The 22,673-nt window shown below is 44.0% G+C and carries 20 protein-coding genes; 8 read left to right on the forward strand and 12 right to left on the reverse strand.

What is annotated here, in order from left to right; genetic code table 11:
• The first annotated feature begins 27 nt into the window (after positions 1-27).
• Positions 28-933 carry a LysR family transcriptional regulator gene (locus L4D19_RS19695; protein ID WP_428453908.1) on the forward strand — a complete coding sequence of 302 codons (906 nt, stop codon included), beginning with the start codon at positions 28-30 and terminating at the stop codon, positions 931-933.
• 39 nt (positions 934-972) lie between these two features.
• Here the strand turns inward: L4D19_RS19695 and L4D19_RS19700 are convergent, their stop codons facing one another.
• From L4D19_RS19700 to L4D19_RS19725, 6 genes are all read right to left on the reverse strand, one after another.
• Complete coding sequence (locus tag L4D19_RS19700; protein ID WP_428453909.1) at positions 973-2,145, reverse strand: MerR family transcriptional regulator; 1,173 nt, start codon at positions 2,143-2,145, stop codon at positions 973-975.
• A 26-nt stretch (positions 2,146-2,171) separates the two neighbouring features.
• Positions 2,172-2,708 carry a GNAT family N-acetyltransferase gene (locus L4D19_RS19705; RefSeq protein ID WP_428453910.1) on the reverse strand — a complete coding sequence of 179 codons (537 nt, stop codon included), beginning with the start codon at positions 2,706-2,708 and terminating at the stop codon, positions 2,172-2,174.
• A gap of 140 nt (positions 2,709-2,848) precedes the next feature.
• Complete coding sequence (locus L4D19_RS19710) at positions 2,849-4,015, reverse strand: hypothetical protein (protein ID WP_428453911.1); 1,167 nt, start codon at positions 4,013-4,015, stop codon at positions 2,849-2,851.
• Between the two features lie 42 nt (positions 4,016-4,057).
• A complete protein-coding gene (locus tag L4D19_RS19715) occupies positions 4,058-5,497 on the reverse strand; it encodes a hypothetical protein (RefSeq protein WP_428453912.1) in 1,440 nt (479 codons plus the stop codon).
• A gap of 141 nt (positions 5,498-5,638) precedes the next feature.
• Entirely contained in the window at positions 5,639-6,934 is a 1,296-nt protein-coding gene (locus tag L4D19_RS19720; RefSeq protein ID WP_428453913.1) for a hypothetical protein, read from the reverse strand.
• Between the two features lie 229 nt (positions 6,935-7,163).
• Complete coding sequence (locus tag L4D19_RS19725) at positions 7,164-7,751, reverse strand: AAA family ATPase (RefSeq protein ID WP_075765575.1); 588 nt, start codon at positions 7,749-7,751, stop codon at positions 7,164-7,166.
• A 156-nt stretch (positions 7,752-7,907) separates the two neighbouring features.
• Between L4D19_RS19725 and L4D19_RS19730 the strand changes: the two genes are divergently transcribed.
• The 3 genes from L4D19_RS19730 (at position 7,908) to L4D19_RS19740 (ending at position 9,538) form a co-directional block, all read left to right on the forward strand.
• Positions 7,908-8,522, forward strand: coding sequence for a LysE family translocator (locus L4D19_RS19730; protein ID WP_428453914.1), 615 nt, complete (start codon positions 7,908-7,910; stop codon positions 8,520-8,522).
• A 109-nt stretch (positions 8,523-8,631) separates the two neighbouring features.
• The gene (locus tag L4D19_RS19735) at positions 8,632-8,865 is read left to right on the forward strand and encodes a hypothetical protein (protein ID WP_428453915.1); all 234 of its coding nucleotides are present in this window, start codon (positions 8,632-8,634) and stop codon (positions 8,863-8,865) included.
• 271 nt (positions 8,866-9,136) lie between these two features.
• Entirely contained in the window at positions 9,137-9,538 is a 402-nt protein-coding gene (locus tag L4D19_RS19740) for an H-NS family histone-like protein (RefSeq protein WP_075765569.1), read from the forward strand.
• A gap of 93 nt (positions 9,539-9,631) precedes the next feature.
• Here L4D19_RS19740 and L4D19_RS19745 read toward each other — a convergent pair whose 3' ends face one another.
• Complete coding sequence (locus tag L4D19_RS19745; RefSeq protein WP_428453916.1) at positions 9,632-10,183, reverse strand: dihydrofolate reductase family protein; 552 nt, start codon at positions 10,181-10,183, stop codon at positions 9,632-9,634.
• Between the two features lie 119 nt (positions 10,184-10,302).
• Here L4D19_RS19745 and L4D19_RS19750 point away from each other — a divergent pair, with 119 nt between their 5' ends.
• On the forward strand, positions 10,303-10,863 hold the full coding sequence (locus L4D19_RS19750) for a TetR/AcrR family transcriptional regulator (protein WP_428453917.1): 561 nt from the start codon (positions 10,303-10,305) through the stop codon (positions 10,861-10,863).
• Between the two features lie 11 nt (positions 10,864-10,874).
• Here the strand turns inward: L4D19_RS19750 and L4D19_RS19755 are convergent, their stop codons facing one another.
• Positions 10,875-12,011 (reverse strand): diguanylate cyclase, encoded by a 1,137-nt coding sequence (locus L4D19_RS19755; RefSeq protein WP_428453918.1) that lies wholly within the window; start codon positions 12,009-12,011, stop codon positions 10,875-10,877.
• Between the two features lie 273 nt (positions 12,012-12,284).
• Between L4D19_RS19755 and L4D19_RS19760 the strand changes: the two genes are divergently transcribed.
• Positions 12,285-12,437 (forward strand): hypothetical protein, encoded by a 153-nt coding sequence (locus L4D19_RS19760; RefSeq protein ID WP_428453919.1) that lies wholly within the window; start codon positions 12,285-12,287, stop codon positions 12,435-12,437.
• A gap of 255 nt (positions 12,438-12,692) precedes the next feature.
• On the opposite strand, the gene L4D19_RS19765 is transcribed toward L4D19_RS19760, so the two are convergent.
• Positions 12,693-14,936 carry a peptidase U32 family protein gene (locus L4D19_RS19765; RefSeq protein ID WP_428453920.1) on the reverse strand — a complete coding sequence of 748 codons (2,244 nt, stop codon included), beginning with the start codon at positions 14,934-14,936 and terminating at the stop codon, positions 12,693-12,695.
• Between the two features lie 244 nt (positions 14,937-15,180).
• The gene (gene ppsA, locus L4D19_RS19770) at positions 15,181-17,550 is read right to left on the reverse strand and encodes a phosphoenolpyruvate synthase (protein WP_428453921.1); all 2,370 of its coding nucleotides are present in this window, start codon (positions 17,548-17,550) and stop codon (positions 15,181-15,183) included.
• Between the two features lie 219 nt (positions 17,551-17,769).
• Between ppsA and ppsR the strand changes: the two genes are divergently transcribed.
• Both ppsR and L4D19_RS19780 read left to right on the forward strand, forming a co-directional pair.
• Complete coding sequence (ppsR, locus tag L4D19_RS19775; protein WP_428453922.1) at positions 17,770-18,603, forward strand: posphoenolpyruvate synthetase regulatory kinase/phosphorylase PpsR; 834 nt, start codon at positions 17,770-17,772, stop codon at positions 18,601-18,603.
• A gap of 341 nt (positions 18,604-18,944) precedes the next feature.
• Positions 18,945-19,619, forward strand: coding sequence for a hypothetical protein (locus L4D19_RS19780; protein ID WP_428453923.1), 675 nt, complete (start codon positions 18,945-18,947; stop codon positions 19,617-19,619).
• A 298-nt stretch (positions 19,620-19,917) separates the two neighbouring features.
• On the opposite strand, the gene fruA is transcribed toward L4D19_RS19780, so the two are convergent.
• Together fruA and pfkB are read right to left on the reverse strand one after the other, a co-directional pair.
• The gene (gene fruA, locus L4D19_RS19785; protein WP_428453972.1) at positions 19,918-21,669 is read right to left on the reverse strand and encodes a PTS fructose transporter subunit IIBC; all 1,752 of its coding nucleotides are present in this window, start codon (positions 21,667-21,669) and stop codon (positions 19,918-19,920) included.
• Entirely contained in the window at positions 21,669-22,649 is a 981-nt protein-coding gene (gene pfkB, locus L4D19_RS19790; protein ID WP_428453973.1) for a 1-phosphofructokinase, read from the reverse strand. The genes fruA and pfkB overlap by 1 nt, the downstream gene beginning before the upstream one ends.
• Positions 22,650-22,673 lie beyond the last annotated feature (24 nt).

Raw genomic sequence — 22,673 nt, forward strand, 5'->3', positions numbered from 1 at the left:
TAATCCAATATTATGGGATTAACGGAAATGCTTGAGAAGATTGACCAGCAATGGCTAAAAAGTTTTCACTGTGTCTATGAGAACAACAGCTTTAAGAGAGCGGCGGAGTTTCTTTGCTTGCCAACATCAAATGTCAGTCGCCATATTGCTTTACTGGAAGAACGACTGGGTACACGACTATTTGACAGGACTACACGCCGAATCGCCCCGACAGATGCAGGGGAACACCTTTATTTGCGAACACAGCCATTGCTGGACAAGTTAAATGATGCACTTGAGGAAGTGACGCAACACTCCCATAAAGTCATGGGGCAACTCAACGTTCTAATGCCAGACTCGCCTGCTTTAGCCCAAGCAGTGGTTTCTTTTTGTACCCAGCATCCCTCAATTTCATTATGTTGCGATACGAGCATCAGCCCGAAAGAGGATTTACTCGATGGGTTTGACGTCATTTTAAGCTTTCACCGAGGAAAGCTCGAAGACAATAATTGGGTAGCCCAAGAGGTTAAACGCTGGCCAAGTGCTGTTGTCGCATCACCCAAACTCCTACAAACCTCTCCAAGACCTTTTCAGGTTACCGATTTGAAACACGTTCCGTGCATCAATAGCTTTACCGCATTAAATGGTACACCCTGGGTTTTCAAAAGCGCTAAAGGTGAACTTATTACTCAAAAGGTACAGTCTTCATTTAAGATCAATAGTGGGTATCTTGCCAAATCAGGTGCATTAGCTGGTTTGGGGATTGCGATACTACCAACCGAATCCTGTCGTGATGAGATAGAAGCTGGCTCTCTGGAAATTCTACAATTGGAATACGAGCCTGAAGATCTAGTTTTGTACGCCTTTTATGCTTCCAGAAAACACTTAGCAAAAAAGATCCCTATGTTTATTGAACATTTACGGCACCAAGCAAATATAGATAAAAGCACATAGATACAAAGAACAACTGTAGTGACATGCTTTGTCTGAATATCAATTACAAGCCCTAAGAATAAACATCTGGTAATCAAATTCACCGGAACGAGAGTGAAAAGCCGACAACTCGCGCTTAAGATCCTCTAATGCTATAGAGCTTTGCAACTGCTCTTTAAGTGCTTCTACCCTATTTTCAAGCGGCACATAATAATTTAGCCAGCTCTCATCACTTAATGCAAAGCTGTCTATCACTTCGTAACCGGCTTGCTCTGCCTGCGCTAGACGGTGAGCTTCGGTTGTCATATCCGGATATTCCTTTTGCCAGAACGCTAAGGCATCTTCACTTGGTGAAGATGTTCTCCAAACCAAATCACTAAGTACTAATACTCCGTGTTTTTTCAGCAAAGGGCGCCAAGCTGTTAGGGCATTTTTTACCCCCATGATGTAAGCACTACCCTCGCTCCAGATAAGATCAAAACTCTCTGGTTCAAAAGGCAGTTTTTCCATATTGGCACAAACAGTCGAAACCCGATCACCAATACCCTGCTCTTTCAGCGTATTCATCAAAGTTTGCAGAGCAAATTCTTCATTATCCACGGCGGTTATTGTTGCTTGGCTCTGCTGTGCTAAAACCTTAGTTGCGACTCCCTGACCGCAGCCAATTTCTAGTATTTCTTGCGGTTTATGAGGCAGCAGTTCAAACGCCTTAAGCGTATCAGCCTCAGAGCCGGGTCCCCACCGCTCAAGCGCTTTAAAAACCAAGTTAAAGTCGCGCATATACTGTTCGTGATTATTCATATCTTTCGACAACCATTTCAGTCTCATTGCCTGCTTCTCATCGAAGCCTTGTTTGATCAGCCATTCCAAGTGCGCCTCGGGCGCTTGCTGCTCCAGCGTTTCATGCCAGTCTGTCAGGCTGCTTTCACCCAACAAGGCAGCAAGTAGTTGACGTGACTTCTGCTTCTGAGCAATCTCTTCATCCAATTGGCGCAAGCGTTCAACCAAAATACCGCGCTCAACCTTTTCATCCAGGCAGGCCTGACACTCTTTTAGTGTCAAGCCTCCAGCCTGTAGCTTTTGTAGCAGCTTTAGTCGTTGTAAGTCTTTATCGGTATAGCTCCGATAACCATTATCCAGCCGCTGCCCCCGGATCAGCCCCTGCTTTTCGTAATACAGCAAGGTTGTTCTTGATAATCCCAGCATTTCAGCCAGTTGAGATATCCGATACATATTAAAGCCTTACACTCTGCTGCGTTTTACCACAACGCTTGTTTGTTAAACGCCGGAACACATATCGAGCCTCCGGCTATGGGTGTCAGCTCTTGCTTTGTCAGAGACTGAGCTAGCCAGCCATGCGGATAAGATAAAGACAACGGCGCTTTAAACTGTTCTTCTGTTACCTGCCGGAAGCCTACTTTAGAGTAAAAGGCAGGGTCGCCATAAGTGAAAGCTAACTCTGTACCTTGGTTCTTTATCGCCTGCAAGCCAACCTTGATCAGTTCCTGACCAATACCCTGTCCCTGATAGTCGGTACGCACCGCTACTGGGGCTAGCAGGAATACCTGTTTGTCAGATTCAAACATCAATCGGGTAAACAGAATGCTCCCCACCACTATGTTGTTGTCATTGGCCACAAACACATAAAGATCATTGTTATCGGTTGTCTCGATCAACTCTTTGACCAACTCACCAATCAATTTACCTTCGGCCTCCCCTTCTGAATCAGAAAAAGTATGGGTAAATAAGCCAATAATTTCTTCAGTCTGACTTGGCTCATACTGGCAATAGTTCATTGTTTAGTCCTCTCTTGATTCATGCCGCCTAGCATAAACTGTAGAGCTGTAGACAGGTCAAGTGCGGAGAAACCAGATATCTGGCTCAGGTGTTTTTTGCCTCCATTAAGCCGATTATTAAATACAGAGGTCGCCGACACTTAGCACCTTGTAATACCTTTATCTAAATATGTCATTATCAGCGCCATGAGTGCGATGGTTTTTTCATCTATTTCAGGGTCTTCTGCGAAGTAATGATCACTGCCAAGAGCAACAATCGTCATGCTATTGGCCGCAATCGCATCGGTAAGTAAAGTGAGCCCGTCATTGGGGCCCTCAGGCTTCAATAAAGGGTACTTTTCTATAGAGAATTTGCTGAGTTGGCCGGAGAGCGGAATACCCAAGTAGTTAATAATTAAAAGATCAGACTCTATCCTTAGGCGAGAAAAACGACTTCTGCTGAGGCTCGTTCCCATGCTTAAAATAGCGTCTTTATCCCAGCCTTTATCCCAGACAGCAAGATTGAAAAACCAGCGGTGAGGCCACTTTTGGTAGTAGTCAATCAGAGGGCTGCCCTGCAGTATTCCACCGATATTAAGCCAAGCCTTAACCGCTCCCCTCTCTTTTTCACTGAGCAATTCTGCTAGAGCAAGGTGGATAGCGGGGCCCGCCGAACTAGCACCAGCAAGAATGATCCCTTTTCCTGCTCGGCCATGATGAATAATATCCTTTGCCAAGTATTCTGCATTTTGTTCTACAGAACCAGTGGGTGGAAGCTCAACGAGATAATTTTCAACCCCTAGCTTGGTTGCCATTGCCCGGGGAGCCTTGAAATCCGCACCAGTCAAATGCCCACTTTCTGCATAGTCCCAACCTGGTACAAAAAGCAGCGTATAGGAAGAAGAATTCACACTAGCGATGGTTGGGTTGTCCAGGTGATGCATGAATGATTTATTCAGCTTATTGTTACACTCATTCTTCAATAGAAGATCAGCAAGAAAGAGCGAGGCAAAGTCGACGGAATACTCTTGAGAGATGCTTTTCAGTTCGTCGCGTGATGGGATGGTATTTCTGTACTGTCTGTAAAGGCCTGAGATCCTCTCATCCAATTCCCGGTTACTGAACTCTCCTTGCAGATAACTACCGAGATAGTATCGAGCGACCTCTGAATCAACTGTTGTGAAAACATGCTCCCCAAACAACGGACTATCTACAAACGTCTTTGACGTGGAACTACAGGCTCCCAAGAGGATAAGCACCAACAAGAACACAGAGGCAGCAAAGAGTTTTCTATCTTCATACAATGGCAAGACCGAGACATGAAACATGTATAACTAGCCCCGCACCAATTCCCAAAAGATACCCAGTCTTTATTTTGGATTAGGTTCCACCAACCTGCCAACATTGGGTTCTGTATACGTCACTATTGAAGTGACACCAAATATTTGCGGAGATTGCAATGTTGGGGAGTTAAACGTTAACGTTGTTGTTGCTTCACCTACTTGTTTATCAATCAAAGAGGCATTGAAACTAAATGAGAGCAAATTGAACCTGAAATCTTCAGGCAAGAACTCTTTGTTCATGATTTTTTGGAATGTTCTGTTACCAACAACCAACTCAAATTTAGGCTGATACATCACCCAAATTAGTGATGGAACCAACCTCAACGCTCCGTTTTCCCTGCTAAAAAAACGATTATTGTTTTCGAATAAATATGGTGAGCTGTAAATCAAATTCGCAGTTAGTAGCGAAGGGGAAAACCAATTCCCATAAGTTATTGGGTACGCTTTGAAGCCTTTTAGCATTACTCGTAATGAAAAATGCTCATCAAAGTATAATGCTGACGAGTTTACAACCGATGAGGCTATTTCAGTAGAGCATGCTTCAAATCTATTACCCTTACTATGAAGCTCTTGGATTACACTTCCAGTAATGGTTACATCAAGATCATAGCGTTGTTGCTTTGACCAATTGCTTAAATCACCACCTAGATCCCCTCCTATTGTGATAGTAGGTAGCTTGACAATTTGTCCGTCCTTTTTAAGATAGTTTGAACGATTTTCTATAGCACTTAACCTTTGTTTAGCAACCATCAGTGGCTTATTAAGTGATGCTTTAACTGCTGCGATTTGCTTACTAAGTTCTAGTATATTTTCTTCATGCTTTTCTATCTCAACACCATATCTTTTCCCCCCCAAAGGATCACTTAACCAATTAGCTTTCACTGTTTGATTTAGCGACACTTGACTTCCATCCCTCTGAGTTTCGTTTTTTTTCCACACAGCCTGAGCTCTAGACAACGCTCTAACCAGTTTTATCTGTTCTTGTTTCTTTCTTTGTGAAAGCTTCATATATCTGTTGTCAATGCTAAAGTCAACGACAGGAGAAAGTGACATAACAAATTCGGTATAAGTGTTATAGAATGAGCCTGGTGTGGGAGTATAATAATCACTTACAGTGGAAGAGATAGAGTTTGCTAGATTATATGCTTCAATATCGCTACCCGTTCGCCAATTAGCATCGATTGGTCCTGACGCTAATTGAAATTTTGTACCAATTGGGTTAGCTAATATTGCGGGGTACTTACTGCCAACAGCACGTAATAAAACATATAGTTGAGAACATTGTAGAATATTATTCTGTCGAGCAGAATCTAATTCTCTATCACTATTTGTGGATATAATGTGAGAATTAATCACTCTTAATATGAATGTATTATAATAGCCGAGAATCAAAATATTGACAATTGCAATCGTAACAAGAGAAATACCCCCTAGCATCAAACATTTTGATTTTTTATTTAGGCTCATTTCATTCCACTTGTATTGTTAGTAATCTTATCGACGTCTTTCCTGTCTAAGGTTGCTGAAAGAATCAGAAAAACAACTCAAAACCTAATAAGTGCAATTCAGTATCACTTTAAGGTTTTGAGTCGCTATTACCACAAATTATTAAACTACAGCTTCTTCCTGAGCTTCTGCTGCACCTTCAATGCTAGACGCTAAAATCTCTTTAAGAGAAGTAACGCCGAAGATTTGTGGCCCCTGTAGAACAGGACTATCAAAGGTAATGGTTGTCGTTTCATCACCGACTTTTGCAAGTGAACTACCTGCTGAAGTATCGAACCTGAAAGTCAGAATACTAACCCAGTTAACACTTGAATTTAGTGCACCTTCGATAGTCTGTTTATAGGTTTCTGTACTTACCGTTAGTTCAATTTTAGGTTGGTACATAACCCATATTTGCGACGGGATCATATGAAGAGATCCGCTACGGGCTCCAAAGAAAGTATTAGAATCAACCGTTGCTGCAGGTGAGAACTTTGCCGTCTCCGGGTTTACATATGAGGATGAGTACCAACCACCAAATGTTACCGGATATGATTTAAACCCTTTTACCATGACCCGAAGTTTATAATGTTTATCCTGAATTATTCTAGATGTATTAACGCTAGTTTTAACTGATGTTGAAAAACAGTGCTGTTCAACCTTTGTATTATAAACAGTTTTCCACGGTGTAGTTACTGTTGAGTTTTTGTCCAATGTAACATCTAAATCATAATTTTTCTGTTGACTCCAGTTACCGACATCTTTCCCTAGGTCACCACCAATCGTTATTGTTGGCTTAGAAACATTTTTACCGTCTTCAGCCATATAGTTAGAATAGTTATTAACATCAGTCAGTTTTTTCTGATCATTACCAAGTGCTGCATTAAAGGACTCGACTAATGTTGAGATACGAGATGTTAGATCATCTTTTTGAACCAGGTATTTAGTATATTCGTCCTTATATTTCAAACCGCCAAGAGGGTTACTTAGCCATTCAGATTGGGTTTCATCCGGTAGTCCTGTTTTTGGATTGGTATTTTGTTGCTTATATGACTGCCATGCTACAGTTGCTTTCGTTAACGCAGCATTGTAATTGTCATCTGCAATATTTCTTTGATTTATTAGATTTAGATAGGTTGGATCCTTCTCATTATCAATTCCCGGCGTAATTGATAGAATTAAATCAGAATATGCATTATATAGAGAACCAGGGTTTGGCGTATAGAAGCCATTTACATCAGCAGCAACTTTATTAGCCGTATTATAAGCATCTATGTCTGCCCCTGTTTTCCAGTTAGCAGCCAAGGGACTACCAGTAAATTGAAATTGAGTACTGTCTGTAGATTGACCTATAGCTGGGTACTTATTTGCAATAGCGCTAAATAAATAATCGAATTGTGAATCTTTAAATGCTGGCATGATTTTATCCTTGAATTGACTTGTTGAACTGTTTACAAGAGATATTCCTTTAATTTGCTATCACCCCATTACAACCATAGTTAGAAGGAAGAGAAGCAATACGACAAGGAGAAATATACCAAAGCGGCAGAAATTTAGTATTACACAACATTACACCAACTTCATAGCCTCTGCCACGCCTATGACTAGGTTCAGCAAAACCAGTTCCTAGCTGGTTATTTTTTATTGGCTACGGCCTACGGTGCATGTTTATCACATTCTCGATAGTCATGATCCCAAACATGATTTTCCGGACAAATGACTCAGAACTGCTGACAAAGTAGAAATGAGGATGCCTGGACCAAATTTTCTGCAGCTTTACATCTAATTGAGCGGCCTGATCAGTAGACTCGTTTCTTACCGGATTATTACTGCTAATATCATGTCCGGTGATTGCCGCTGATTCAAAAAATATCACGGCATCATAGCGAGCAATTTCATGTTCAAAGGTTGAATTTACCCCCTTAAAAAAATCAGTTTCCGTACCTGGCCAATAGGCCAACCCATCTAGTGATCCGCGATCACAAACCAGCAATCTATCAGGAAACTGCTTTTTATGGATTTCTTCAAAATTTTTCTGCAACTGGAAAATCGTTTTCTGGATTATCTTAACCATTTGCTCATTGTCTGAGCGCGGTATACCTCCGGAGAAGAGCACAGTTGCAGCCTCAGGGACAACGGCAATTTTATCGCCTAGCTCTCTGCGGAAAAGATCCAATGCTGTGGTTTTGCCCCCACCCGGACCACCAGTTACCACAACTTTCAACTGCTTTTTCATATTTGCTCTAACTCGCTTCCTGTGATCTAAGAAGCTTAGCCAATAAAAACGACATCTGTTGGACAATGGTATTGCTGAAGTTCTCCCCGTTTGGTCTTGGTATGGTAAGCTGCCCATCAATGTATAAAAGGGTTTTAGTTTCACAAGGTAAATGTTATGGAAATTTGGAAGTTGCTGCTCTTTATACCAGCGTGTTTTGCACTCAACATGACACCGGGACCTAATAACCTTTTATCTATGAATAACTCAAGATGCTATGGATTCAAATCCGCTTTTATAGCTGGACTAGGCCGAATCACTGCATTTTCAGGAATGATTGCTCTCGCAGCTTCAGGGCTAGCTGTCGTGTTATACACATCGGAAACATTGTTCTTTCTTATTAAACTGGCGGGTGCAATTTATTTGCTATGGATAGCCTTTAACCTTTGGCGTTCAGAATCCAGTCCTGTCACTGATATCGAACGAAGAAAAAGTCTTCCTGGGTTAGCAAGGCAAGAGTTTGCACTGGCAGCAGGTAATCCAAAAGCTATCCTAATTTTTACAGCCTTCCTGCCCCAGTTCGTAGACGTAAAAGCTAACGTAAACGCGCAGTTTTTCATGTTGGGTGGTACATTTCTCCTATTAGAAATGCTGGCAATCTCAATCTACGCACTCTTTGGCTTATACCTAAGGCATTGGTTCTCGAAACCAAAAATGGCAAAGCGTTTTAACAAGGCTTGTTCACTATTTTTAGTCTTTTCTGGTACTAACTTGCTGTTTAGTCGCCAATAGGTTCAACCTATCGAATCGATAAGTTTAAACGACTACAACTATTGGCATGAACACTCCATACTTATTAAATCAAAGAGGACAAACGACTCGAAAAATATGGAGTACCGTTATGACTGTAGACAAATTAAGAGATAGCCTAACACATGCTCGTGCCAACTACTGGATACTGACTTTTGTTTGTGGCGCTATGTTAGCGTTATTTTTAAATGAGCTAAATCAGGACGTAAACCCAAGCTATTTAATGACATACTCTGTATCACTTGCTATTGGCTATTACCTATCCACAGAGCTTAATAAAACGATAAAAACAATTAAGGTTGAACTAGATAACCTTATCTTATAATGATTGGTTAATGGTCTGCATCACCACCTATTCAATTGATATCAAGTCAGGTCAATTTAGACAAACAATCAGCAACCTTGAGACAGATTTCGAAGATACATGAGGATTGCTGACAATATGTAGATCTAGTTTTTTTGGGGAAAGAAATCGCTCATATCCCATCTTCACTCGCATAAATGCCCAAAAACATTACAAGTATTTTTATGATTAATAGTCCAATGACTTGATTTAGTGTAAAGTACCCGTTTTATTGACTATCAACATTAATATTATGAGTGACATTTTTAAGACACTACTAAACCTGCGTTCTCTGCGCGCCGCTGCACGAGAAGAATTCACGCTAGAGCAACTTAAAGAAGCCCTTGAGAAACTACAAACTGTAGTTACTGAGCGTGAAGAAGCTGAAGCAGAATCTCGCCAGGCAGACAAAGAAAAAGAAGAAAAATTAAAAGCATACCGCGAGATGTTAATCGCAGATGGCATCGATCCAGAAGAATTACTAGCTACTCTGGCCGACGCGCCTAAAAAAGCAAAGCGTGCGCCTCGTCCAGCTAAGTATAAATTCACCGTAGATGGTGAGGAGCGTACTTGGACAGGCCAAGGTCGTATGCCTTCGCCTCTTAAGGAAGCTATCGAAAGTGAAGGAAAATCACTAGATGATTTCCTGATCTAATCTGTTAAGCCCCGATTCGCGGGGCTTTCACTTGCGCTCACACTTGTTATACCCAAGCTACCTCAAGATGCTCGAGATTAATAGAACCTTGGCTCATTGATAGTTAACCAAATACGTTACTTGAACAAAATCGTTGGCAAAAGCAGTCGCCTTCGCTTGTTCCAGTTTAATCACTTTTGACGTTTTACCAAACAGCGGGATCCCTTCGCCCAATAGCACTGGAGCACGGGTAATGGTCATTTCATTGATTAGCTCAAGATTAAGAAAGGCCTGAATCGTGGCGCCTCCATCGATATAGGCATGCTTATGGCCTTCACTCTCGAGACGAGTTATCAAAGCACCAATATCACCAGAGTACATCTCTATTCTATCTTTCATATTCTCTGGCGCTTCTTTCAGCGTATTACTCAGTACAATGATCCGCATATCACCATACGGCCATTGCTCGGGTGCTAGGTTCATTGCAGCAATTACTTCCATAGTGGAGCGGCCCATAATCAGGCAATCAACAGAAGCCAAGTAGTCATCCCAGCCGGTATCGACTTCGACATCAGGCTTGCCAGCCGTATGTAACCAATCAACACTGCCATCTTTTTTTGCAATAAAACCATCAACACTGGTTGCGATATATACCGAACATTTCATATTTACGCTCTTTTTGAGTAAACCGAACTCACCATAGCCCTTTCTTGGCTTTAAGTTCAGTTTGAGTTACAATTAATTCTACAATGTAGAAATTAATATTAGTCTAGCGAGGATTCAAAATGTCTGTCAAGGAGAAAAAACGAGGCCGCCCTAAGGGCTCAGGCAGCCAGCTGAGTAAAGAAGCCATCATGGAGATGGCAAAGAGATTGATGCAGGAAGACGGGAAGATCCCCAGTATTCGTAAGCTCGCAGCAAGCCTCAGTGTTGATGCCATGGCGATTTACCATTATTTCAGCAACAAGAATGCACTCTTGGAAGCGATCACCACTTCATTGATCGAAGATATCTATGAACCGAAGGTGAGTGATAACTGGAAATCAGAGCTCAATGAACTGTGCACGAGCTACTTAACGCTATTAAGCCGTTATCCCGGGTTGTTGGAAACACTGCTAGGCATGGACTCGCACAGCCCTGCAGCGGTATTTATCGAGCGATTCCGTGTCGTAGTCGAACCATTAGAACTAGACGCTGAATCAGCAAAGAACGCACTGGATCTGTTGGCCGACTACCTTCACGGCTATGCGTTTGCGTTACAGTGCAATAACAGCAAGTCGACGCTTGACTTGAAAATGATCAAAGGTCCCCTCGAGTTGTATTGCGTGGCGCTGGAAAATGCTTAAACGGAGCCCTCCTAAACAACAACGGTATTCCGACCCGAATGTTTAGCGTGATATAGCTTTTCATCAGCACGGGATAAAGCCTCTTGAAAGGACTCACTTTCGTCATTAATAGCAACACCCGCACTGATCGTGATCTCAAACGCGATGTGATTGTGTTTAAATTTTAATCGTGATGTTTTGCGCCTTACGCGCTCAGCACAATTGAAAGCGGCTTCTTCATTCTCGAAAAAGCCTACAATCACAAACTCTTCCCCACCGAACCGAACGCAATAATCATTACTCCTTACATTGTCTACCATGACTTTCGCGACTTTGGCTAACACCTCATCACCGCACTTGTGCCCAAAACGATCATTAATCGATTTAAAGTGGTCAATATCTAAAAAGATAATCGCCAAGAGATTGTCCTTATCTCGTTGTCGTCTATTGATAATCGTGGGTAATATTTCACCTAGAAATCTTTTTGTATAAAGGTTCGTTAGAGGATCTCGAATAGCCACATCTTCAAGCTGTCGAACAAAATAATTTACGAGAAGCAACACCAGGACCACAAAAGAAATAAAGCTGAGAAGCAGAGCCCCAGACGCTTTTAATATTATGCGATGGATATTTTCGAGCATGTCATCAAGATAAATGCCCGTTCCTAGTGCCCAGTCCCAAGGCTTAAAATAGGATATATAGGAAATCTTGGGATATTCCTGCTCCGAATTTGGCTTTGACCATGAGTAGGAAACCCATCCTCCCCCGTTTTTCGCTTTCCCAATAAAGTCCCTGAAAACTTGCGCTCCATTACTATCAACCCAATCAATCTGGTTGATACCAACCCTTTCTGGAGTATAGGGCTGCATAAGCAACACACCATCTCCACTATTAATCCAATAATATCCGTTTTCACCAAATGTCGCCGACTCAAGCGCGTTCATCGCCAAGGTTTGAGCATCCTCAACGCTGACCTCTCCTCGCGAGGCTAAGGTATAAAAAGACTCAATAATACCGATACCCACTTCGGATATATATTTGGATTGCGCTCTTTTTTCCTCCTTGAGGCTATTTGAATATGAGAGAAAGAAAAAGTATAGAAAGGCCAAGGCACCTGCACTGATAAGCAGAAAAACCGAAATCAGCCTCTTATAGATTACTGAGTACATTGTCAGTTACACATCTCTCAAATTAGAAAATCCACTTATAGACATCTTATATTTTGGATTATTTCAACCTCGCAAATCGTGACCTTTACCCCAAATATCAATCTTCGTTTTGTTGATTTATTGCAATCTCAAGCCTACCGTGAGCACATGCGCGCATATTGATCTAGCTAAAAATACAGCTAGGATCACCTTTATCTACATTCATGCTATTCATACATATCCTTTTGCTATTACCATTTCTATGCATCGCAGGGTAATTAGAAAGGCAGCACCATGGAATATTCACACAAACAAGTTCCCATGGAACCAAAAGAAGACGATAACAACGCAGAAAAAAAACCAATGGATGAAGTACTCGACAGAGTAACCAAATTGGCATTAGAAACGATAGAGCAGTTATCCTCTAAAAAAAGTAACTCACAATAATTAGCACCTCTGAATAAAGGTCACTGTAGTGATCTTTTAAGCAAAATAAGTCAAACCAGCATTTATCTTATAACAATGGAGATGGTATAAATGTAACGAAAATACAAGTACTAACTATTAATTATTAAGAATACGCTATCGAATAATTTTAACATGAATAACCATATAGATTTCCAGTTATGCCGCCTACGCTCTCTGCACAAGGCGGCATATTATTGTATTTCCGTTTACTTTTAACTAAACGCTCATAACGGCCTACAGCCCTTTCTTGTACTGCGCATTGGTTGTCGGATAGATAGCTTGCTCAAGTGCCGGTCTGACTCCTTCTCCGCCTTCGATAAGATTCTGGAACATCTGTATTAAGCTAGCTTTGTCTTCTTCGACATTTGTTTGAGTTTTTATATCTCTCAAGTCGATAAAGAAGCTAGAAAACGTCCCTTCAAGATCAGATGGTATCTCGGTATTTAGAAAGTTGTGTTCACTATAAAGCGAGTTGTGATCGCCCTTTTGCTTATCAAGAACGAAAGAGGCTTCTTTCAAGTTGATAATCGACGCAGACTTCTTGCACTTCCTAAGGCACTTCGCGTCAAAGGCTTTCTTCTTGCAGCCCACGGTCTGATGGAACAGGCACTGGCGACTAGTCATCAGCAAAATCGGATGGTAAATACTGTAGAACAACTTGAAGTTGTCAGGTCTTACAATGGGCTTAATTTGTTTCTTGTTGATTTCATTAGAGACGAATGAGCCGACACAGTTGAACTCTTCCTTCATGCACAGAAGGCTGAAAGAGTTTGTGATATTCAGGTAAGGGCCAGCGATCCAGTCAATGCCTTTTTCATAGGCCGCGTAGGCGATACCTGTATTGTTAGTCACGACCAGTTTTGGTTGTACCTGCTCGAGGAACTCAACGGCAGCAGTGTAGTTTTCGCCAATCAGAATAGACGGAAACCACGGGATCAGCTGATGATTATCAGAGAAGATTTTAATCAACTGAGGAAGTTCAGTATCAAGTGAGTCTGGCAGCTGGTAGTAAACGTCGGCCGATGTGGTATTACAGAGAGCAACATCCTGCTTCGAGGATATGAGTACCGACAAGGACGGCTTGTCCTGCAGTCTAGGTAACTTCTTGACCTTTGGCGCATCAATCGGTGCAATACGGGCTTTATCGCCATTCAAATTAAAAAATATTTGTTCCTTAATCGCAGTCAGCTCTTTGAACGGTACAAAAAGCCCTGCTTCGTTATTCTCTATTGCCAAGGAATCAATATAGTACTCTGCGTTATTGAGGCTATTAAGCCATTTCTCTAACCCGTCATTTTCAATCGTGTATTTATCTGAATGGATCAAATTGCTTTCAGAATAGACATCAAATGACTGACTCGGCGTTGTTACCGACACCCTTAAAGGACGGTGTGCTTCTGCCGAGACCACAACATTCAGCGCTAGCTTATCTATACTGAAGTCTTTAATTTTGTCTGCAACTGTCGAAATAATATCGGTTTTGTCATCGTAAAGCTTTTTCTTAACCTTGTTGACGCTCTCTTCTGTCGTGCAGTTATATACTTTGGAAAAGTGTTTGACGGCATGATCGCGAGGGTTATCAATAAACATATTCTTATTGATATCGCCCGTCAGGTAAGAATTAGAAAAGTCACGGTTAAACACCGTATAGAGCTCAGTGGTATCCGTAAACAACTCATTGCCATCGCAGAAATTGTCAATTTGCTTACGCCAGTTGTCTACGACTGTATATACATAGTGTGACTTCTTAATCCGCCCTTCAACTTTAAGCGAATACACCCCTGCATCGGCGAGCTCCTCAAGGTTTGAATAGGCCGAGTTATCTTTAAGATTAAGAGGGTAATCTTTACCTGCCTCTGTCGTCTGATACTTATCACGACACGGCTGACTACATCTGCCCCGGTTACCTGAATTGCCGTTTTTTACCGAGCTGATATAACACAGGCCGGAAAAGCCAATGCAGTATGAGCCGTGCACAAACACTTCCATCAGGACATTATTTTCATGCCCTACCTGAGCCAAGTGTTTAATCTCTTTGATATTCAGCTCTCGGGATAAGTTAACCCGGCTCGCAGTCAATTTATTCAGAAAAAAGATCTGACCGTCATTGTGAGTATTAACTTGTGTAGAGGCATGCACATCCAGATCTTTAAAGTGCTCTTTTAATATATAAAACAAGCCCAGATCTTGAACGATCACACCATCAATTTGGGTATTGACCAGCTTATTCAGCAACCGAATGATCGCTGGAATTTCGCTCTCCAAAATGATGATGTTCAATGTTAGAAAGATTTTGCAATCATGTTCGTGAGCTAACCTAACAATGCCACTCAGGTTATCAAATGTTAAATTTGTCGCTCTATTTCTGGCGTTGAAGTTATCGAGTCCGCAGTATATCGCATCTGCACCTGCTGCTATGGCCGCTTTTATCGACTCAATATCGCCACCTGGTGCCAATAATTCAAACTGATTTCTCATTGCGATATAACCCACTTTCTAACATTGCATATTTCAAAGGGGCGTATTCTACGTGGTTCTTTTATTCATTACCAATGTTGCTATACAGGCTGTTGGTAATGATAACTAAACGTATTTACAAGCTATTTATGAAGCGCTCGGACATTATTAGAAAAGTATTTCTCGGAACAGGAAAATCAAAAAACCTGCACCACCCTTTATATGCAAAGGTGATACAGGTTTTACTTATCGGCGATTAATTCGCTTAGTTAGATTTACTGCCTAGGTGCAGCCAAGTTTCGACAACGGTATCCGGGTTAAGTGATACCGAATCAATGCCCTGCTCCATCAGCCAGTCAGCTAAATCTTCATGATCCGATGGTCCCTGACCACAGATACCGACATATTTGCCTGCTTTATTGGCAGCTTTAATTGCCATCGCCAGCATCGCTTTAACTGCGTCATTACGCTCGTCGAACATGTGGGCAATCTCACCCGAGTCACGGTCAAGGCCCAGCGTTAGCTGAGTCATATCGTTCGAACCAATCGAGAAGCCATCAAAGTACTTGAGGAACTCTTCTGCCAAAATGGCATTCGACGGCAGTTCGCACATCATGATGACTTTCAGGCCATTTTCGCCACGACGAAGGTCGAACTTCGCCAGCAGGTCGATAACTGAAGCCGCTTCGCTCACAGTACGGACGAACGGGATCATGATCTCAACGTTCTTCAACCCCATGCGCTCACGCACACGCTTGATTGCTTCACACTCAAGAGCAAAGCAGTCCTCGAACTTCGGCGAGATATAACGCGATGCACCACGGAAACCAAGCATCGGGTTTTCTTCCGTCGGTTCGAAGTGCACACCACCAACCAGATTACGGTACTCGTTCGACTTGAAGTCTGACATACGAACAATGACACGTTTCGGCCAGAATGCCGAAGCCAGCGTCGAAATACCTTCGGTCAGTTTCTCAATGTAGAACTCGACAGGATCTGCATAGCCCACAATGCGCTGGTCGATCTCGGCTTTCAACTCGTCAGACTGTGAATCGTAGTTGAGTAGCGCTTTCGGGTGGATACCGATCATCTTGTTAATGATGAATTCAAGACGGGCAAGGCCCACACCTTCATTCGGAATACAGGCAAAATCAAATGCACGATCCGGGTTACCAACGTTCATCATCACTTTCAGTGGTAGTGTCGGTAGGTCGTCAACTGCTGAGCGGCGAACTTCGAACTCCAGCTCACCTTGGTAGATGTAGCCCGTCTCACCCTGTGCACATGAAACCGTCACTTCCTGTCCTGTCGACAGCAGTTCAGTCGCATCACCACAGCCAACAACGGCCGGAATACCCAGTTCACGCGCGATAATCGCAGCGTGACATGTACGTCCACCACGGTTGGTAACAATCGCAGCCGCTTTCTTCATCACAGGCTCCCAGTCAGGGTCTGTCATGTCTGCCACCAGCACGTCGCCCGCCTGAACCTGATCCATCTGGCTCAGATCCGATACAACACGCACTGCACCAGAGCCGATTCGCTGACCAATTGCACGGCCTTCTGTCAGCACTGTACCTGAACCATTTAGGTGGAATCGCTCCATCACCTGAGCATCATCACGAGAGCGTACCGTTTCAGGACGTGCCTGAACGATAAACAGCTCACCAGTGACACCATCTTTGGCCCATTCGATATCCATCGGACGGCCGTAGTGTTTTTCGATGATCATGGCCTGCTTGGCCAGTGATTCAGTTTCAGCATCCGTCAGAGAGTACTGCTGACGCTCTTCACCCGTAGTATCAATTATTTCTACCTGCGTACCCAGTTCTTTACCTTCAGCATAAACCATCTTGATTTGTTTCGAGCCGAAGGTACGGCGTACAACGGCAGGGTTACCAGCCTGCAGGGTTGGTTTGTGAACATAGAATTCATCCGGGTTCACGGCACCTTGCACAACCATCTCACCCAGCCCCCATGAAGAGGTAATAAACACAACCTGATCGAAACCAGATTCTGTGTCCAGGGTAAACATCACACCCGAAGAGGCGACATCCGAGCGAACCATGCGCTGGATACCCGCAGACAGCGCAACACCTTTGTGCTCGAAGCCCTGGTGAACACGGTAAGAGATCGCACGGTCGTTAAACAGAGAGGCAAATACATGCTTCACGGCTTCGATAACAGCATCAATGCCACGTACGTTAAGGAAAGTTTCCTGCTGACCTGCAAACGAGGCGTCAGGTAAGTCTTCTGCTGTCGCTGATGAGCGAACGGCAACAGAGAGCATCTCATCACCTTCACCCAGCTCGCTATAGCAGCGACGGATTTCTTGTTCCAAATCGGCCGGAAGCGGTGCTTCTAGAACCCAATTTCGGATAGTTTCTCCTGCCTGCTGCAGCGCATTCACATCGTCAACATCTAACTTATCAAGCAGATTGTAGATACGATCATTCAGGTCATTTGCATCAAGAAACTGGTTAAATGCATATGACGTTGTCGCATAGCCGTTAGGCACTTTTACGCCGGCACTGGCAAGGTTTGCAACCATTTCACCCAGTGATGCATTCTTTCCACCCACTTTATCAACATCGTTCATTGATAAAGCATCATACCAAACAACATTCTGTTGCACGGCAACTCTCCTTTAATTGGATTCAACAGTTTATGTGGGCAACCTCTCAACGAAAACGATTGCATTCGCAGTAAAAAAAATACTGCGTACAATATGCCTCCGTCTAGGTATTCTTCAGTACATAGTATATGTAAAAGAAGAATAGATACCCTATAAGGTTATTGTTATAAGTATTAATGAGCTTAACGTTACAGATATTTTTTAAGGATTCAACTTTTTATGCAGCGCAAATCCAATTTTCGTGATGTATTTTACGTTTCTGACGGTACAGCGATTACTTCTGAAACACTTGGGCATGCAATTTTGGCTCAATTTCCCATTGAGACCCGACAAACGACCCTGCCCTTCGTTGAGTCAGTCGATCGCGCCCTCAACGTACAAAAACAGATTAACCGTATCTACGAAGAAACGGGTATCAAGCCACTGGTTTTTTACTCGGTGGTGCTCCCTGAAGTGAAAGCGATTATCGAAGATTGCTCGGCCAATCTCTACGACGTACTCGATGCGCTTGTCGAACCGCTCAAGCATGATTTGGATATGGAGCCAATGCCCCAACTTCAACGATCGCACAGTATCAGCAAAGATGCTGCCAGCTATATGGATCGTATCGCCGCCATCGAGTACACCCTCGCCCACGACGACGGTGTTTCTTTGAACAATCTCGAGCAGGCCGATATCATTCTGCTCGGGGTATCACGGTGCGGAAAAACCCCGACCAGCCTGTATCTTGCCATGCAGTTCGGGATCCGAGCCGTCAACTATCCGTTCATTGCCGAAGACATGACGAGCCTGAAACTGCCGCAGGGGATTGAGCCGTTCCGCTATAAAACTTATGGCCTGACCATAGATACCGGCCGCCTGGTTGCTATCCGAAACGGGCGCTACGCTAACAGCGATTATGCCAGCCTGCAGCAGTGTGAATCTGAACTTAACAAAGTCGAAAGTATGTTCCGCCGCGAAGCGATTCCCTACCTCAACACGACCTCTTTGTCGGTTGAAGAAATCTCAACGCGTTTGCTGGATATGAGCGGTTTGAAACGCCGTATGTGCTAATGATAGACATTTTTATCCTCACAAAATAACAGAGTGGTTTTGTCAGGAATTTCTGCTCGAATCACAGTAACGAAAATGCTTGCCGTTCCTTTGCGGCAAGCACCCCCTCTCACACTGTTTTCGTTTCTGCCCAATTGACTCAAATGGGATAAAAAACATATCGACCAATGCATCTTACTGATGTCTCATCATATTTTCTCACTCTTGAGAGCTTGATTAAGCTTTAAATTCAGTCACTTATTAAAAACTCAATTTTCTCCCTGTGATTCATCAAAAAATCACTAATTCTTGCAATATGCTTACTTTGAGCTTCGCAAATAATTACAACAGAGGTTCCTAACATGATTAGGCCAGCGCTCACAATGTGTATTGCTTTGTATATTACAGGATGTGGTGGAGACAGTGACTCAGTGCAAGAATTATTGCCTGAGAGTGAGCTTGGCGGTGCGCCGCAAGTTGACATCGATTTCGTCAATACAGCCAGTAAACCCGTTGATTACTTTGTCAAACAATCCGGCGGTACAGAAACACTTTTTGATACGAATGCGCAGGTTGCTTCAAACAACAACTCAGAAGTATCACGCCATTCAATAAGTTGGTCATCTCCCACCCCGATAACGCTTGATATCGGCGCATGGGATACCAATTCTCAGTCAGATACGAGCGAATCTTTGGAAGTCATACTTAACCGTTCAGACAAGCTCTGGGCCATTGCGTGGCTAGACAATGATGAACTGACTCTGACTACCGTCAGACAGCAACCTTCCAGTCAGGAAGGGAAATACAGTGTTCGGGTGTTCAGCCATTCAGATTCGCGAATACAGGTTATCTCGTCGGTTATTTCTGCCATAGAAGCAAAAAAAGGACAGATAACTCCTTACCTGACTATTGAGAATTGTAGCGGTGAGTTATTTTTTGCAGCTGAATCAATCAGCTTGTGCAATTTGGACCCTGGGAAGTCCTATCTGCTAGTCACCGATGGTGAAGATCTGATAATGGCAGCAGAAGAAGAATAACAATAAAAAATAATAATAATTAGGGGATAACAACAATAAATAAAACTAAAGCGCTATTACAGTGGCAACACTGTTTTGCAAACGCAGGGAAAGCCTACAACTTATAAAAGATGTGTTTGTTCTTTTGAGCTCGGTTGTGCATTGGCACGCTGTGCCGCCGAAGGGGAGGAAGAGCTCAGCAGATCGGCGTTGCTGGTCAAGAACAAGCCCAATCAATACGTAGGCAGCGGTGGCAAAAGCCCCGGCATGACTATCATGCCGGGGCTTTCATTATTATAGCAATGTGCTCTGTCAGCTATTATTTAGCCGTTGCAGCCACCAGCTGTTCTTCATCCGATTTTTTCAGGAAGGCATAAGTTACGCCAGTCACAATCGTACCGGCTGCAATCGCAACCAGATACATCAATACTGGTGTAATCGCATTCGGGATAAACAGAACAAACAGACCACCGTGTGGTGCCATCAGTTTTGCACCAAACAGCATAGATAGCGCGCCCGTTAATGCACCACCAGCCATACAGCTTGGAATGACACGCATTGGATCACGCGCGGCAAACGGAATCGCCCCTTCTGAGATAAAGCAAAGCCCCAATACGAATGATGCTTTACCCGCCTCTGCCTCACTGGCATTGAACTTACGCTTGGCAAGGAAAGTCGCCAACCCCATACCCAGAGCCGGAACCATACCGGCTGCCATGATTGCCGCCATTGGTGCATAAGTTTGCGACGCCAGCAGACCAACACCGAATGTATAGGCTGCCTTGTTAACAGGACCACCCAGGTCGAAACACATCATGCTGCCAAGAATAATACCCAGCAATACTGCATTCGCTGAGCCCATGTTGTTCAGGAAGTCAGTCAGACCATTCATTGCCGCAGAAACCGGGCCGCCAACAATGTAGATCATGATAAGCCCTGTCACCAGGCTTGATAGCAACGGAATGATCAGGATAGGCTTCAGCGCTTCCATGGACTGCGGCAGCTTGAGGTTATCGGCAATAAACTTGGCACTGTAACCGGCCAGGAAACCTGCCACGATACCACCAAGGAAACCTGCACCTGTTGAACTTGCCAGCATACCGCCAATCAGACCCGGAGCCAGACCCGGACGGTCTGCAATCGAGAAGGCGATGAAACCAGCCAGCACTGGCACCATTAATGCAAACGCCGAACCACCACCGATTGTCATCAGTGCGGCAGCCAGAGTGCCCTCTTCTTTAAATGCCTCGATACCGAACACGAACGACAGTGCAATCGCCAGACCACCGGCAACCACCAGCGGAAGCATGTGAGAGACACCCGTCATCAAGTGTTTATAGGCACCGGTCTTCTCCTGCTTCTGCCCTTCACTTGCCGAACTACCTTCGTGCTTATAAACAGTCGCAGTTGAGAATGCTTTTTCCAGCTCCTGAGAGGTTTTCTTCAGCGCCAGGCCTGTACTGGTTTTATACAGTTTCTTACCGTCAAAGCGAGACAGATCGACTTCAATATCAGCAGCAATAACCACTAAATCGGCCGCAGCAATTTCTTCAGCTGTCAGCTGATTCTTCGCCCCCACAGAGCCACGAGTTTCAACCTTGATACTGTGCCCTTGGCGCTTACCCTCTTCTTCCAGGGCTTCTGCTGCCATAAAGGTATGCGCGACACCCGTTGGACAGGCCGTGATTGCCACAATCTTCTTGGCACCTGATGCCACCTCAGCGACTGGTTCACTGGATGCTACAACCGTCTGAACGTTTTTCAATTCTGACGCCTGGGCAATGGCTTGCTCAAGAAAGGCTTTCGGATCGGCCAGACAGGCATCGATATCTGACTGATAGACCTTCTTACCTTTAAAGCGGGTTGTATCAACAGCCGTATTGGCTGCGATAACAATACACTCCGCTTCTTTAATCTGTGCGCCTGTCAGCGCCTTGACCGGCATGACTGTCGACTGACATTCAATGTTGGCCGTTAGTTTTAGTTCTGCAGCGGCTTTTTCCATTAAGCCTGCGGCAATAACACTGTTTGCAATACCACTCGGGCAAGCTGTTACAACTGCAATTTTCATCATGATACCCTCTGTTCCGTGTTAGCGTTCACATTGCTATCTAATAGTTGGACACTTTCTTTGATTGCCAGTACTGCATCGAGATCATCAACCCCGACCCCAACCTGACTCACAGCTAACGCCGAGAGCGCGGTGGCAAAACTCAGTGTCTCTTGTTTATTCCAGTTATTGAGTTGCCCCCAGCACAGGCCTGCCACCAATGTGTCACCCGCGCCAACAGTACTCACAACATTCATTTTCGGTGGCTGCGAACTTAGCCATCCGTCGTTATCCAGCCACATCACCCCTTCGGCACCCAAAGAGACCACAACATTCGCAATCCCTTTTTGTCCAAGTTGTTCTGCAACCTGTGTTAAATCTTGTTTGGTCGACAATGCGCGACCGGCCCAGTCCGACAGTTCCTCATCATTGGGTTTCACCAACCATGGCGAAGCGTTCAAGCCCGCGGTCAGTGCCGCCTTGCTGCTGTCAAAGAAAACATGCTTGCCGCGCTCTTGTAGCTGAGCGATCCAGCTGGCACACAGTTCAGGAGAGATGCCCTGGGCCAGGCTACCTGCCATCACGAACACTTCATGGCTGTCAGCCAGCTCAAACAGCGTTTGCTCAAAGGCCTGAATGTCTTGTTCGGATACTGCAACACCTGGGAAATTGATATCACTGACCTGTCCGCTCGCCTCGACCAGTTTTACATTTATCCGGCTAGCACCATTTACTCGGACAAACTGATCATTAGCTCCCAAGGCTTCAAACAGCTGGCAAAACGGTTCCTGGTTATCGGCACCAAGCAAACCTGTTACCGTGACATCCGCACCAAGCTCTGCCAGTACCTTGGCCACATTCACTCCTTTACCCGCAGGATGAAGGCTCCCCTTTTCAACCAGATTCACCGTTCCTGCCGTTAAAGTATTGAGGTTACCGGTCAAATCCAGAGCAGGGTTTAACGTTACTGTTACGACCTTTGGCTTTTTACTGCTTGCCATCATTTGCTCATTCGCCATCACGTT

The sequence above is a fragment of the Photobacterium kasasachensis genome, from assembly GCF_050336885.1.
GTDB lineage: Bacteria > Pseudomonadota > Gammaproteobacteria > Enterobacterales > Vibrionaceae > Photobacterium > Photobacterium kasasachensis.